This window comes from Amycolatopsis sp. NPDC051061, assembly GCF_040682935.1.
Taxonomy (GTDB): domain Bacteria; phylum Actinomycetota; class Actinomycetes; order Mycobacteriales; family Pseudonocardiaceae; genus Amycolatopsis.
Genome location: NZ_JBFBBZ010000101.1, coordinates 1 through 13,147, shown reverse-complemented (window position 1 = coordinate 13,147; position 13,147 = coordinate 1). Strand labels below are relative to the sequence as shown.

The 13,147-nt window shown below is 60.5% G+C and carries 15 protein-coding genes and 1 pseudogene; 8 read left to right on the top strand and 8 right to left on the bottom strand.

What is annotated here, in order from left to right; translation table 11 throughout:
• Positions 1-602: 602 nt before the first annotated feature.
• Complete coding sequence (locus AB0N03_RS51395) at positions 603-842, bottom strand: hypothetical protein (protein ID WP_364388742.1); 240 nt, start codon at positions 840-842, stop codon at positions 603-605.
• A 248-nt stretch (positions 843-1,090) separates the two neighbouring features.
• A complete protein-coding gene (locus tag AB0N03_RS51390) occupies positions 1,091-1,489 on the bottom strand; it encodes a recombinase family protein (RefSeq protein ID WP_364388740.1) in 399 nt (132 codons plus the stop codon).
• Positions 1,490-1,744: 255 nt separating this feature from the next.
• Between AB0N03_RS51390 and AB0N03_RS51385 the strand changes: the two genes are divergently transcribed.
• Together AB0N03_RS51385 and AB0N03_RS51380 are read left to right on the top strand one after the other, a co-directional pair.
• A complete protein-coding gene (locus tag AB0N03_RS51385; protein WP_364388737.1) occupies positions 1,745-3,226 on the top strand; it encodes an XRE family transcriptional regulator in 1,482 nt (493 codons plus the stop codon).
• Positions 3,207-3,773 (top strand): GNAT family N-acetyltransferase, encoded by a 567-nt coding sequence (locus tag AB0N03_RS51380; protein ID WP_364388735.1) that lies wholly within the window; start codon positions 3,207-3,209, stop codon positions 3,771-3,773. Before AB0N03_RS51385 ends, AB0N03_RS51380 begins: the two co-directional genes overlap by 20 nt.
• Positions 3,774-3,796: 23 nt before the next feature.
• Here AB0N03_RS51380 and AB0N03_RS51375 read toward each other — a convergent pair whose 3' ends face one another.
• Positions 3,797-4,258, bottom strand: a complete 462-nt coding sequence (locus AB0N03_RS51375) for a hypothetical protein (RefSeq protein ID WP_364388733.1) — start codon at positions 4,256-4,258, stop codon at positions 3,797-3,799.
• Positions 4,259-4,845: 587 nt separating this feature from the next.
• Between AB0N03_RS51375 and AB0N03_RS51370 the strand changes: the two genes are divergently transcribed.
• The 4 genes from AB0N03_RS51370 to AB0N03_RS51355 all read left to right on the top strand — a co-directional run bounded on the left by AB0N03_RS51370 (position 4,846) and on the right by AB0N03_RS51355 (position 7,313).
• Positions 4,846-5,511: a hypothetical protein gene (locus AB0N03_RS51370; protein ID WP_364388731.1), complete on the top strand. Its 666-nt coding sequence runs from the start codon at positions 4,846-4,848 to the stop codon at positions 5,509-5,511.
• A 203-nt stretch (positions 5,512-5,714) separates the two neighbouring features.
• Positions 5,715-6,179 (top strand): hypothetical protein, encoded by a 465-nt coding sequence (locus tag AB0N03_RS51365; protein WP_364388729.1) that lies wholly within the window; start codon positions 5,715-5,717, stop codon positions 6,177-6,179.
• Positions 6,180-6,265: 86 nt separating this feature from the next.
• The gene (locus AB0N03_RS51360; RefSeq protein WP_364388727.1) at positions 6,266-6,691 is read left to right on the top strand and encodes a hypothetical protein; all 426 of its coding nucleotides are present in this window, start codon (positions 6,266-6,268) and stop codon (positions 6,689-6,691) included.
• 142 nt (positions 6,692-6,833) lie between these two features.
• Entirely contained in the window at positions 6,834-7,313 is a 480-nt protein-coding gene (locus AB0N03_RS51355; RefSeq protein ID WP_364388724.1) for a hypothetical protein, read from the top strand.
• Positions 7,314-7,350: 37 nt separating this feature from the next.
• On the opposite strand, the gene AB0N03_RS51350 is transcribed toward AB0N03_RS51355, so the two are convergent.
• A complete protein-coding gene (locus tag AB0N03_RS51350; protein WP_364388722.1) occupies positions 7,351-8,538 on the bottom strand; it encodes a hypothetical protein in 1,188 nt (395 codons plus the stop codon).
• 186 nt (positions 8,539-8,724) lie between these two features.
• On the opposite strand from AB0N03_RS51350, the pseudogene AB0N03_RS51345 reads away from it, so the two are divergent.
• Both AB0N03_RS51345 and AB0N03_RS51340 read left to right on the top strand, forming a co-directional pair.
• A pseudogene (locus tag AB0N03_RS51345) lies at positions 8,725-9,507 on the top strand (hypothetical protein); the annotation flags it as partial.
• Complete coding sequence (locus AB0N03_RS51340; RefSeq protein ID WP_364388746.1) at positions 9,481-9,984, top strand: HEPN domain-containing protein; 504 nt, start codon at positions 9,481-9,483, stop codon at positions 9,982-9,984. The pseudogene AB0N03_RS51345 and the gene AB0N03_RS51340, both read left to right, overlap by 27 nt.
• A 3-nt stretch (positions 9,985-9,987) precedes the next feature.
• On the opposite strand, the gene AB0N03_RS51335 is transcribed toward AB0N03_RS51340, so the two are convergent.
• The 4 genes from AB0N03_RS51335 to AB0N03_RS51320 form a co-directional block, all read right to left on the bottom strand.
• Complete coding sequence (locus tag AB0N03_RS51335) at positions 9,988-10,482, bottom strand: Rv3235 family protein (RefSeq protein WP_364388719.1); 495 nt, start codon at positions 10,480-10,482, stop codon at positions 9,988-9,990.
• 409 nt (positions 10,483-10,891) lie between these two features.
• Positions 10,892-11,872, bottom strand: coding sequence for a site-specific integrase (locus tag AB0N03_RS51330; protein ID WP_364388744.1), 981 nt, complete (start codon positions 11,870-11,872; stop codon positions 10,892-10,894).
• A complete protein-coding gene (locus tag AB0N03_RS51325; protein ID WP_364388716.1) occupies positions 11,805-12,272 on the bottom strand; it encodes a hypothetical protein in 468 nt (155 codons plus the stop codon). The genes AB0N03_RS51330 and AB0N03_RS51325 overlap by 68 nt, the downstream gene beginning before the upstream one ends.
• Before the next feature lie 360 nt (positions 12,273-12,632).
• The gene (locus tag AB0N03_RS51320) at positions 12,633-13,064 is read right to left on the bottom strand and encodes a hypothetical protein (RefSeq protein ID WP_364388714.1); all 432 of its coding nucleotides are present in this window, start codon (positions 13,062-13,064) and stop codon (positions 12,633-12,635) included.
• Positions 13,065-13,147: the final 83 nt, after the last annotated feature.

Genomic DNA, 13,147 nt, shown 5'->3' with positions numbered 1-13,147 from the left:
GACCCCGTTAGAGGTCCACAACGAGTATCTGAGCCGACAGCTTGCAGCATGAATTAGCTATAGGAAAGCTGTCCGGAAATCTTGGGGCGCCTCAGTTGGGCCTTCACCGGGGTACTGCTTGGCTCCCCGGCTGCACGTACCGACGAGCTTCGCCACGCCGTTGACCAGCTCGACGGCCGGGCCGCCGGAGTCACCCGGACCGGGGCCGTCCGTGCCGTGTGGTCATCGGTCAAGGTCGCGAAGTCCGTTCAAAATGCGTTGCAGCAGTTCCGTAGCAGGCCGCTGGTCAAGGTCTCGCCGGGGCCACGGTGTCGGCGGCCGGTTGACATACGGCCGACGGCGACGAGGCAGCGGGACATACACCGGGATTGGCTGCGTCGGCACGTCGTCGGGCGAAATTGCCAGGAGAATCTGCGTTGGGGCACGAGCAAATTCTTCTTCGGCTCGTTCACGTTGAACCCGCGCCACGATGCCGGCTACCGACCGGTCATCTGGTTTGTCTGCGTGCTGTCGTGCTGCTCGCAACCGTGCGACTGCTAATAGCCCCAGGCTTAGCAGGAACAGGCCGCCGCCGACCACGGCGACGTACAGCCCGACCGCATTCACGACTCCGGCGGGGGCAAAGGCACGGCATGGTGTCCCTCGTCGACCAGCAGGTCATCCTTGGCGGCCTGGTCGTTGGCGTGGTTGTGCAGGACATTGCCGAGCGCAATGAGCAGTCCGGCGAACTCGCGTTGCTTGGCGGCCGTCATCTGGTCGCCCAGCAGCGTCCGGCAGACCTCCGGTATGCGCTGGTTGACCGCGCCGAGCGCTGACACCAGGTGGGCGGTCTGGTCGTTCACGCCGCCACCCGCTTCGGAAAACCCACCATGCTCCCCGAGCGCGGGCACGGCCAGGCATCCCCGCACAGCTCGCAGAACCGGCCGGTCTCCTCGGGCTCATGCAGCCACCACGACAGGTGTGCGAGGGGCGCCCAGAGGTTCGGCGTCGAAGTGGCATGACGCCGAGTCGGCGCTGGGCTGGCGACCACCTGCAAGTGGGTGGGCGGAATCGTCACGGGCTGGCTCTTTCAGGGAGTGTTGGGCTTCGGCTACGCGGTTTCGCGGAGCACGAGCACTTCGGCCGCCGCCTCAAATTCGAGGTGGCCGAGCATCTGGTTTTGCAGGAGGGTGCTGCGCGCGAAATGCCGCAGTGAAGGAATGACGACATGGTGGGCGTCGGCACGCTTCAGCTCGGTCAGCAGCTCGCCAAACCCCTCTTGCGAGCCGCAGTCGAACTCGAAGAAGAACGTCACCAGGTACAGGCCTTGGAGCGCCGCGAAGGCACGCAGGGCCTGCTCCAGCCGTTGCACCTTGGCGTCCGGCACGTCACAGGGCACGCGCATGTAGCCGTAGGCCAGGGGCCGGGTGATTGGTTCGTCTTCGGCAGCGACCGCCGGGAGGGCTGTCTGCGCACCGCAGACCAGCCACTCGATCATCTTTATCGTCATGCCTGCTCCGTTCGCGTTGCCGTCGATCTGGCGACACCCGGACGTCCGGGACAGCTCTGGTCACGGGCGGCAGGTAGTGCTGGCGGGAGCCTGCCCGTGGCTGGAGGCGTAGCGTGGGCGTCAACCGAACGCCCGGGTGCCTGGTAAAAAGCCTGGTCAACGGGCGCCCGATAGGGAATGCCCGCGTGTAGCAGCCGTGTGGCACCGCTGTGGCACTCTGCGTTATAGGCTGGCTACAAGACCGTGGGAGTAGCTATGGCAGCCGTCGAACGCTGGACCGGCCAGGAGGCCGCAGCGCTCCGCGCTGCCCTGCGCCTGACGGTTCGCGACTTCGCCGCCCGCCTCGGCATCGGGGTGCGGACGATCAGCAACTGGGAAGCCCGGCGCGACGGCATTACGCCGCTGCCAGAGATGCAAGCAGTGCTCGACACCGTACTGGCCCAGGCCGATGACGACGCTCGGGAGCGCTTCTCTCTGACGCGCAGTGCTGCTCCAGGCACCACCGTGGCCGCCGTGTTGCCAGCAAGCGCTGCACTGGTTGACCTTGATCTGTCGTCGGACGTACAGATGGAGTCGATGGCCGGTGACTTTCACCTGTCTCCGTCCGAAGCGGCCGAAGCAATCGAGCGATTTACAGCGAGTGACATGGCGACCAGGCGAGCGTTCCTCATGGGGCTCTCGCTGCTGTCTGGCACCCCGCTGGTGCGCCAAGTGCAACGCTGGGTCGCGGCCTTGCCCATCGCGCCCATCTCCACCGACCAGTTCGGCGCAGATCAGCTCAGCGACCTCGAGCAGTCGGTGACCTTCTTCCGCCGGTGGGACGCGTCTGGGGCTGGCGGTCTGCACCGCAAGGCGGTCGTCGGCCAGCTCAACGCCGTCGCTGAAACGCTCGGCGAGCCTCATACGCCTGCGACCGAACGCCGCCTCTTCCAAGTGGCCGCCAAACTGGCCCAGTTGGCCGGCTGGATGACTTATGACGCCGGGTCGTTTGGCCTGGCCCAGCGCTATTACCTGCTGGCCTTGGGCGCATGTCAGCACGCTGACGCCCCCGACCTCGGCGCCAAGATCGTGGGGGACATGACCCAGATGTCGACCGCGCTGGGCTTCTACGACGACAGCCTCTCACTGGTGCAGACGGCACTCGCCAGTTTGCCTCGTCACGGCAACGCTTTGGTGCGCTCGGAGCTGCTTGGCCTCGAAGCTCGGGCGTGCGCCCAGCTCGGTCGGGGGGAAGCCGCCAACGCTCGTCGGGCAGTGGACGCCTGCATTGAGACGTACCGGGACGCGTCGCCGACTGACCGGCCAGACTGGGTGCACTACATGAACGGGGCAGAGGTGGAATGCCTGGCCGCCAACGCCTACACCGAACTGGCCTTAGCCGAACCAGAACCGAAGCGCGCACTCGTGCATGCCGCGCAGGCCGAGCAGCACACCACCAGCGCGATTGCCATCCGGGGCAAGTCCTATTCACGCAGCCGCGTGTTAGACCACCTTCGACTCGGAAAGGTGCGCCTCGCTCAGCGCGAGCCTGCCGAAGCGGCCAACGTCGGCATGCGGGCTCTCGAGCAGGCCAACGGCATGCGCTCATCCGTGCTCACCAAATGGCTGACCGGCCTAGCCGAACCCCTGAAGCAGCAGTATGTCTCTGTTCCGGCGGTCGCTGCCTTTCGCGAGGCACTGTCCGACTACATGCGAGTCAACACCGCGGGGAACCGTCGTGAACGATCCGGCGACTGAACTCGTGCACTATGACCATCTCGGGCCGGAGGGAGCTGCCGACGCCGCGAAGGCGCTCACCGCCTTATACCGCGACGTGTATGCCGAACCGCCCTACAACTGGGGTGACGAGCACGCCGCACTGTTCGCCAAGCGGTTCGAGCAGCAACGGCAAGCGCCTGGTTTTGATCTGGTCGTCGCTCAGGCGTCAGGCGAGCTGGTGGGCTTCACGTTCGGCGTGACGCTGTTACCGGACACGCCGTGGTGGCAAAATCTGACGACTGAGGTTGCTGGCGAGCTGACCACGGAATACACAGATCGGACGTTTGCCCTCGTCGAGCTGATCGTGGCCCGGGAGTGGCGGCAACGTGGTGTTGGCAAGCAGTTACACGACGAGCTGCTTGCCGGCCGCCATGAGGAGCGGGCCACTCTGACGGTCTTACCGGCCGCCGAGCCAGCTCAACACGCCTATGTCGCCTGGGGATGGCGACGCGTGGCGCAGAAGCGGAACCCGTTGCCGGGGTCACCGGTTTTTGATGTGATGGTGAAAGAGCTGCTGGCGAACTAAGTGAGGCTTTCTGCGAGGAAGTTCTACTCTGGGATAGCAAGCGTACGACGTGCAGCCTCCAAGAATGGCTCTCTGTAAGATGTCATAAACTCCCAAATGTCTCGATCTGTTGGAAGCTCTTTGTAGACGGCGTCGCCAAGATGCCAAGCGTAGTCGAGGGCAGCCCGTCGCAGCTCATGACCGCCGACGAGTTCGATACACTTCTGTAAATACCACATTCGATGCGTCAGGAGTTCAGCCTCGTTGTTGTCTCGCTCGCCTGTTTGGTAGCGACGTTCTGCAAGGTGTTCGACGCGTTGGGCACCTTCCAAAAAATCACGTATTGCCTCTTTGCGCTCGATTCGTAGCGCCGCTCGCCGTTGCGTCTCGGCCTGCTTCCTGGTGGTGCGCGTTCCGAGATGGGTCGTGGCAAGTGATCCCAGAGTGCCGAGCAGGACACCCACCAGAGGTAGCACGGCCGCTGGGGTGAGTTGCAACCAATCCATAGCGGCTAGTCTGCGTCTATGACCATCGATAGGCATCGAACCTGTGCGTATCGCATCATACTCGTATTCGAGCTGGTATCTGGTTAAATACTACCTTGTATGCAGCGCTTCGTGCGCAGCCATCAGAGGTGCCCAGAGGCGACTGGCAGCGCGCAGGGCTACCTCGGTTAGTCCTGAAGGCTTCGCTCAGCTCGCCATCTTCTGGGTTTAGAGTCGCCGAACTCGAGCTCAGTCTGGCGCCGAGAACTGGTTCGGGTAGTGCGGAATTTGTCGTCCATGGATGACTGTCAACGCTGCTTGCCGCCGCGATTCGACCGCACACTGGGTGCGTCGGCAGCCCGAGGTCCTAATCTGCTGGCCACGCGACATCTGAACTCTAGGTGTGGTGTGGCCTGTCGGGACGCGCAGTGGACCACTGTTAGCCGCCTGCGCGGCAGGGTCTCGGCTTTGTCGCGGTCGAGGCGGCCTATCCCGCGTTGCCTGTAACGGAATTCATGAACCACTAGATACTAGCTCCGTCGAGTTCGACGGTAGCTGACCTGTAGTTAGAGAGGGGACGTGATCAAATGCGACTATCGCGTGATCTTGTGCTGGAGCGAAAAGCCAGCTACCTTCTTGATCACTACATGAACCTCCATGCTGCCATGGTCGGGGTTGCTATCGGTGTCGCCGGCCTGGCGGCTGCCAACATCTTCACCTTTCGGGGGCCTGATGCGGACCTGCCGTTACGGGTGTTGCTACTGGGGATAAGTCTGCTGATCACCGCAAACATCTACATGGGCCTGATGGTTGGCGGGCTCATCCTGCCAGGCTCGGCGCCCTCAGGACTCGACTTCTTGTTGCCATTCATGATCGGGATGCTGGAGTTTGTACTTTTCGGATTCTTAGCGATCAAACCGGACAGCACTCAGACTGCATCGACGTCAATCAGGGGTTGGTTCATCGCGTTCATTGCGCTGGCATTGCTTGCTGCCGTGGCGATCATGTGGGCGAGACGGCATGTGCGACCCGAGCGGTATACTGATGACCAGAACGCGATGGTTGCTGAATATCGTCAGCGCCTCCTGGCGGATTTCCGCGGGGCAGTCTTCGCTGCCGTTGTAGGTTGTATTGGTCTCACGCTCGAGTACTTCTCTGTGTCAAACTGGTTCTATTATGTGTGTCCAGGACTTCTTGTCGCCGGTTTGCTTGTAGGCATTGCCGAACATCAGAGGACGGCAAGCAAGATTGCCCTACACCTCGACGGCGAATGAGGTCCAGTCATTAGCACAGTGCGGCAGGTTGGGATCTTGCGGATACACCAGGTTCGCCTGGGCCCGATTGCACCTGTCAGAGTGGCGTGCCCTAAAGGTTCTCCGGTACTCATCTTCTGTAACGTCCGAGGATCAGTAGTCGACTTGGACTGCAAAGGAGCGGAGACGCTGTGCCGTCATCGAGTCACTCCGGGAGGCATCCGTTGACCCAGCTCACGCCTGACGAACGGCTCATCTGGCGGCAGCTCCGTAACCGCGCTCGGGATGCTTCAACCACCCAGCCCGAGGCTGCCTGTATCCACTACCGGGACCTTGGCCTGCTGGTCGACCCGGACGGCCGCTGGCACTACCCGATGAGCCGCCCGCCCTTCCGCGGCTTCAACGACGCGCTCGGCCACGTCAGCCAGTACGAGCACGGGCGGGGCCGGCCGCTGCTTAGTTCACTGGTGACCACCATGGATGACGGTCAGCCCGGCAAGGGGTTCGCTCTGTTTGCCGTCTCCCTGGGGTTCGAGGTGGTCGATCCTGAGCCTTTCTGGCGTCGTGAACTCACTCGGACTGTGGCGTTCTGGTCTTCGATGGATGACACGCTGCTACTTGACGCCGCTGTTGACCGCGTGCTCAGCGCCGTGGACGGGCTCTCCGACATGCTGCGGAACCGCGGGTGACAGGTCTGTCGATGTGCGAGCGTAACGTCAGCCGCAGCAGACGGACCGCGCGTCGTGGATGTCGGTCGACGGGGAGGGACTGGGTAGTGTCCGAAAACAAGGTCGTAGTCCGCGCCGGAGTTCCGGGCAAGGACGATGGCAGCGCCGAAGGCGAGCATCATTACCCGACGAGTACCAGTGACTTCGTAAAGCTGCTCCGCGAACTAGGTTTTAGCGTCGACTACGAGCATGAGAAGTCGCAACGTGCACTAGTTGGGTACAAGGCGTTCGATGTCTGGGTTCCGGTTCTAGATTTCGGCTTGAACGTCTTGGCGAATATACCGGCCAACATCGTCGCCACGACAATAATGAACTATTTTCATGCCACGAAGCGCAACGTGCAAGACTCCGTCTTGCACGTCGAATACTCGGTGCACAAGAAGAACGGCGATGTCGTCAAGTTTAAGGCGGACGGTGCCGGTCCGGACGTCTTGAAGGCGATTGAGCAGTTCGATCGCAACGTTAGGGAGTGACGGCGACGTGAGTGTCGGGCTTGAGCGGCTACGTGCAGGCAGTAAAGCATACGGACGTGTCGTTCGGCTGCTTGCCACCGAGGGGCCTACCAAGGAGCTGCATGCAGAGCTGCGCCAGTGTCTCCATACGCTACGCGGGGCGATGAACTACCTCGAATATGAGGATATGGCACAATTTGAGGTAGCGCATACGCGGCTTGACGCAGCCGGCCAGCTGGCACGCGGGACCTTTCCCAAGGGCTGCCTGTTTGCGTTCAAGGACGAGCAATACCACCAGCAATGTCCTGCCGCGCTTGCCCACAATCGTGCGGGTTTGAGCCCCGGAATGAAGGTAAGAGCCATGCAGTGTTCAATTTGTGAGGGCGATCCTGATGATTGCGAGCATATTCGAGGCAGACGGTACGGCGAGCAGGAATGCGTACATATCATTACCGATGCTGAAATCATGGAAGTTTCCCTCGTTGGGAGACCCGCGCAGCCAGATGCTCGACTTACCTCGATTTCTCTCTCGACTAGCACAATGCAGAGCAAGCTTGGCGAATTCGCGCCAGGTGTGCCCGTAACCTGCGACAGATGCCTCGCCGCTTGCGACGGCGTAGCCTGGCCGTCTTTTGATGGGTGATACCCTGCACAAGTTACTTCCCTCTGCTTTGAAGCCATCAAATCACCGCGCGTCGGCAGATCCTCTTTGCACCTTCCATTAGCTCGTACTCGTGCATCGGCGTTGGGCTGTGCCAGCCGACATCTACGTTCTCGTCGGCGTAGAACAACGAGTTACCGTGTGCCACCATGGAACGTATGGCATAGAGTCTCTTTCGAGCGGGATCTTCCGAGGAGTCGGCCATCGGCGCAAACCGGTCTATGAATTCCCGGAAGAGTTTCGTTGGTCCGACACCGAGCGTTCGGTCGCATGTGGTGCACCTCGGCTGATCCTGTGGAACTTCGATGAGTACCTCGACTGCTTGAATTAGTGCTTGATAGCTGGCCGATTTCGATAGATCCCACACTTCTTGCGCATGATGTAGCCAGTAGGCTGCCCGTAGCATTTTCCGGCTATCGCTGTCGCTAAGCTTCGCGAAGATGCCCAGATGTCTCGAAATGGTGTCTGGCAAGACAAATTTTCGATCAATGCCCAGTGCCATCGGTAAGCCTTCGACTAGCTCGATATCCGGTAGCGAACCCTTGTTCGACAGCGAGTCGACGAAAGGCTCAAAATCCTCGATAAAATAGTGATCTGCGGCGAGCGCTGGAGCCCTGGGTGAAGGCGGGTCGGTTTGGACGATGACCCACCGGTGACTCCAACTGTTCGAGAGTGACGGAATTTGCAATCCAGGTATGAGGAGCGACAGGAACAGTGCCATTTGGCCGGATGCTCGCCGTCCGCGCATCGCTGCGATGGAGCTATCATTGGCGCCAGAAAAGGAGACCTCGAGAATTAGCGGATGTGGCGCCATCAGGAACCATGGCTGCGGCGCCCTGTCCGGTACTGGCCGGAAAACCAACTTGTCCTCATGTCGCCAGTATCCCTTGGTCTGGAACCAGGCGAATAGCGGTATGCGGTGCACCATGGACCTTGTCGGAGCGAGGAGTTTACCGACTACCTCGCGTTCGATCTGTTCAACAAGCTCTGCTGTCAGCGCCTCGCCTGGACTAATTCCAGTTAGCGTGCCGTGCTTGTCGAAGAGCAGAGACAGTATTATTGGGCCGTCGCCTGGGAAGTTAATGCGACGATTGGATGGGTATCGCGCACTCTTGATAACATTCTGGATAACAAAAGCTAACTCTTCCTGGTCTACCCGCCCGAGGCCGAGTCGGCGCTCAAGGTCATCCTGATCAATAGCTGCCATTCTACTCCTTCGTATGACGAAGTAATCTATCTCGCTAGCGTAGAGCATCAATGCGGGTTACCGTAATGTCATGCGGTAAGGTCGTGCTGCTACCTATACTAGGGCGTGCCGATAGTTTTGGAGTTGCAGGCATTGAGTAACGAAGATCGACTAGACGTTGTTGGTTATTTCTGACTTCCCGGCCGACCAGAAGAGAAGGTTCCAGGGACTCTCAACTTCTCAACAGCGGATGGCGGCAACCTTTCTCTGATCGGCGGGTTCTCGAGTCCTGGCACATGGACACCTAACGCCGCAGACGTCAAGAGAATTATCGGAGCATCAACCAATCAGCTTTACACGCTAGATAACTGCCTCTTCGCCCATGGGAGTCGAAGCTTCCTGGGTTCAGATGAGAACGATCGCCAGCGCTACAGGGTCGGTAGCGTCATCGAAAGATATGAATACGAGAAGGATGAAGCTGTCGAATGTGACAGCCTGTCTGCTGAGCTGGACAACCTTATTGAGTGGCTAGGACTCTCGGGTATCGAAGAGGACGTCAAGTCTCATCCGGAGACCGGGGCTCTTGCGGGATACTCTGTGAAAGTCCGACCGATTGCCCCGATGACGGTTTCTTTGTCAGTTGGCTCAATGTTGATCATACATAATGTCTGGATGTCAGAGACCAGCCTAAGGAGGAGTGCGGTATCCCAGTACTTCTATGTCAAGCTGGACTTTGACGCCGTGACGCCTCTGGCGGTTGCAGTCGACATCGTCAGCGACTTCCAAGATTTGGTGAGCATTGGCGCGGACCGTACCGCTGCCTTTGAGGATATCTTCCTGCATCATCCAGGATTTGTTGCCGAAGGTCCAGACAGCGTAAAATCAAGCTCTCAGCCGGCAAAGTTCTGGGGAAACTGGATCGTCCAGGCAGAAGTTGGCAAGAAACCAGTAGTCGATCATGACATGGCTTTCACCTTTCAGCAACTGGGCATCGACGGTGTTGCTCGTTGGATGGTGACAGCTGAAAGGTATCGCTCAGAACTCGGGCGAGTCATGAACACCCTTTACCGGGCTGGGTTATTTGTGCAGGACAAGTTCTTGAGTCGTGTTGCGGCACTGGAGTCAATGCATATGACGTGGTCCGGAAAAACCGGAAGAAACAGTCTTCATGGTCGTCTGACTCCTCTCGCGAAGCAGCTAGGAGGAGATGTTTTTGAAAAGCTGGTACCGAGGAATAAGCGATCGAGTTGGGTCCAAAAGGTCGTAGACGAACGCCATGATATTGCGCATCACTTGAAGGGATCATCTCATGGTAACGCAGAACGCTTTTTCCTCAGTGAAACTGTGTATTGGCTTTTTGTGATCTGCATGCTCCGTGAGGCTGATGCGCCCGATGCATGCTTCGAGCACTTGGCTCGCAACCCTCGTTTTGTCTGGCGTGCAGAGCAGATCGCGACCATCATGTGAGTTTCAGCAGAGGATCTTGACTGTGACGCACTGCCACCCGCGTCGATAGTGATGAAACCGGGCTGCGACCGCTCGAGCCACCCGGTGGTTAGATGCAGTTCCGCTGGCCTCGATGACCTCTGGTTGAGGCTTCTGGGTATGCAATGTTCGCAGTCGGAAACCTTGCTGTAGCTCATCCGGCTTGCGTTCTCGTTCATTCAAGTGCCAGTACAGCAAAGGTGTGAGGTGCGGCTCCAGTTGTCGCAGTGGTCGGCGGTCATCCAATGCTTCCACGAGCCCGGCGAGTACGAGGGCAGTTATGCGGTATTCTTGGATCGTTGTCGTCTCAAGGTCGGCCGTCGGCAGGAGCGGTTCGGTCTCCTGTGGTTCGACTTGGCGTTGGTCGGGTATGGCGAGCGGTTGAGCAGTCGTGCAGGCCATGCACTCCTGGGCGTGACGCATAGTTTCAAATTGGGTTTCGGGTGTGAGCGTTTCTCCTTGTCTGTTGAGGTTCTCCATGTGTAGTTCTCCGTCTAAATTGCAATCTTTGCTTAATGTCGCGCGGATTTTTGTTTCAGCCCCGCAGTAGTCAGGGAACGGAAGATGTGCTTAAATACCAAAGTGCAGCGACGTTCGTTGACGCGCTGATCTGCCAATGCGTCGGCAAAACTATCCAGCCGATTGGATCAATGAGGATGTCTAAACTCGCGATTGACATGGCAAGGCCGCCCTGCCGTGACAGGGCGGCCTTGGTTGGACTCATGCCCGCTTGCGCACTCCATGCTTCTTCATAAGGCGTCGGACGCTGCGGGCGCTGATCTGGAACCGCTCGCCGACCTGTTCAGCGGTGAGCTTGGCCCGGTAGAGCTCGGCCATGGCCTGCACGTCGTCGTTCGAGAGTCGATCTTCCAGGGTCCGCGAGGGCGGCCTAGCTGTCATCGAATCGGTCTCGGGCTCGTCGGCATCGTCGCCGACCTAAATGCGGTGTAGCGCGTCTACCAGGGGGTTTAGGAGTTCGTCGCGGTTCGAGTAGCGACGGCAAAGCTCCACTCTCTCGCAGAGCCCCTTCGGTGACGCCGTTCCGGCAGGTCGGAGGGGTTTCTGCATTCCTTTTTCGATCTTCGGTGATCGGCTTGCGGCGTGATGTTGTGCTCCTGCTGGGGCAAAACTGGAGCACTGCCCCAGCCCGGGCGCGGCGTCCGTGCGGTGTTCCCCCTGCTCGTCGGCTCGGTCGGCGGGTGACCCCCACCGTGGCGAAGAGGGGGACAACCAGCGCCACCCGCCCACCGTCGACCACACTCGGTGACGGTGTCGGCGGTGGCGGTGCTGCCGCGTGCCAGCGGCGCTCGAGGTCCTCCAGCAGCCGCTGCTCGACCTCCGGGGCGGCGTGGGAGTAGGTCTCGATGACCCGGTTGTCCAGATGATGACCAAGCCTCCGAGCCTGCGCGATCTCCGGCGCACCGCCGGCGATCAGCCAGGTCTTGTGACTGTGCCGCAGCCCGTGAAAGGTCAACCCGCGCCGGACCGCCGCGCAGCCCGCCTTGGTCCCGGACGCCTCAATGCCGTCGACCGCGGGGCGGAAGACCCGTCGCAGGAACGTCGAGCGCCACAACCACGTCCCGCTCGGCGTCGTGAACACGAACCCATACCGGTGCCGCGCGAGATGCTCCCGCTGCAACACGACCAGAAACGGCGGCAACGCGATCGTCCGCGCCGAGGCCCGGGTCTTCGGCGGCCCCAGCCACCGCATCGACCCCGACTCGTGCAACGCACCCACCAACGGATCAATCACCAGCACGCCACGCCTCAGATCGACATTGTCCCGATGTAGACCAGCCAGCTCACCCCACCGGCACCCGGTCCACGCCGCGGTGATGACCAGCAGCCGCGCGATCGGCCCACCGAGCATGCCGGCCTGCTCGGCGATCCGCACCACCTGCTCCGGCGTCGCCCAGATCCGCTCCGGCACCGCCCGTCGCGACCGCCGGCCCCGGCGCCTCCGCCGCCGCACCGGATCGAACGGAATTAGCCGCTCGTCGGCCGCATCGGGTCAGCACCATCGACAACAGGTTCAGCTGCGAACTCACCGTCGACGGGGCGTATCCATCTTGTTCCAGTTGTCGGGCCCACTCGGTCACACCCAGCGCCGTGATCGCACCCAACGGCAGGTGGCCGAACTTCGGCAGGATGTGACACCGCAGCCGGCTGCGGTAGCTCTCGATCGTCCGTGGATCCAGATCCAGCGACCGGAACCACCGCGCCACCCAGTCAGCGACCGTGACCGCACTGTCGGCCGGATCGATCCACACCCGCCGACGCCGATCCACTTCCAGTCCCGCAGCGTAGACCTCAGCATCACGCCGCGAGCCAAATCCAGACACCGACCGGACACCGAAACCTTGCCGTCGATATCTCACGCGCCACGACCTACTACCGCACTGCTCCACCCACGCCACAACAACCTCCACACCTTGGATGAGACCAACCAGGCGTTGGCTCCAACGGTCGAGTTCCCCGGCACAGACATCTCCAGCGTCCGCCCTCAACGACGATGCAGGCGCCAGCCGGCATCCAGATGCGCCGACCGCGAAGACCGGTCCGTACGCACTCTCAATCCGACGAGCGGACATCGGTTCGGGCACGCGGGTCCTGGACAAGTCGCACGGCTTCTATACCCGTTCCCCCCACAGCGGAGTCGCCGGAGGATCGACGCAATGCAGCGTAACGGCTACCTCAGCAGCCATATCAACAAAGTCGAGATGGACATGATCGCTGCCAACCCTATGTAGAACATATAATTCAGGGCGAGACGAAAGAATATGCCTCACCGTCGACCACCGAAATGGCTCGGGCCCAAATGCCGCCTTGATGCCGAACGTGTATCCCTCATCCAGCGTCGTCAGAGAATTCAGCATGGACGAGTTAAATAACGCCCCTATCTCCGTACATCGGCGCATCACTCGCGCCTGCATGTCCATATAGACGATTTCCAGATAAGCAAAGAAGAGCACGACAAAGAAGCGACTGTCGGCACCCAACCGTTTTTTGTTGTCACTGCAAGCGCGAGCAAGGCTCCACTGGTGGTAATCGGGGTCTGTCAAACGAGCGGTGTAACTCGGGTTGAAGGGAACTACCTACGTCCGACGGCCAGACGGCCGTCGAAGGCGATCTCGAACGCGTTCAA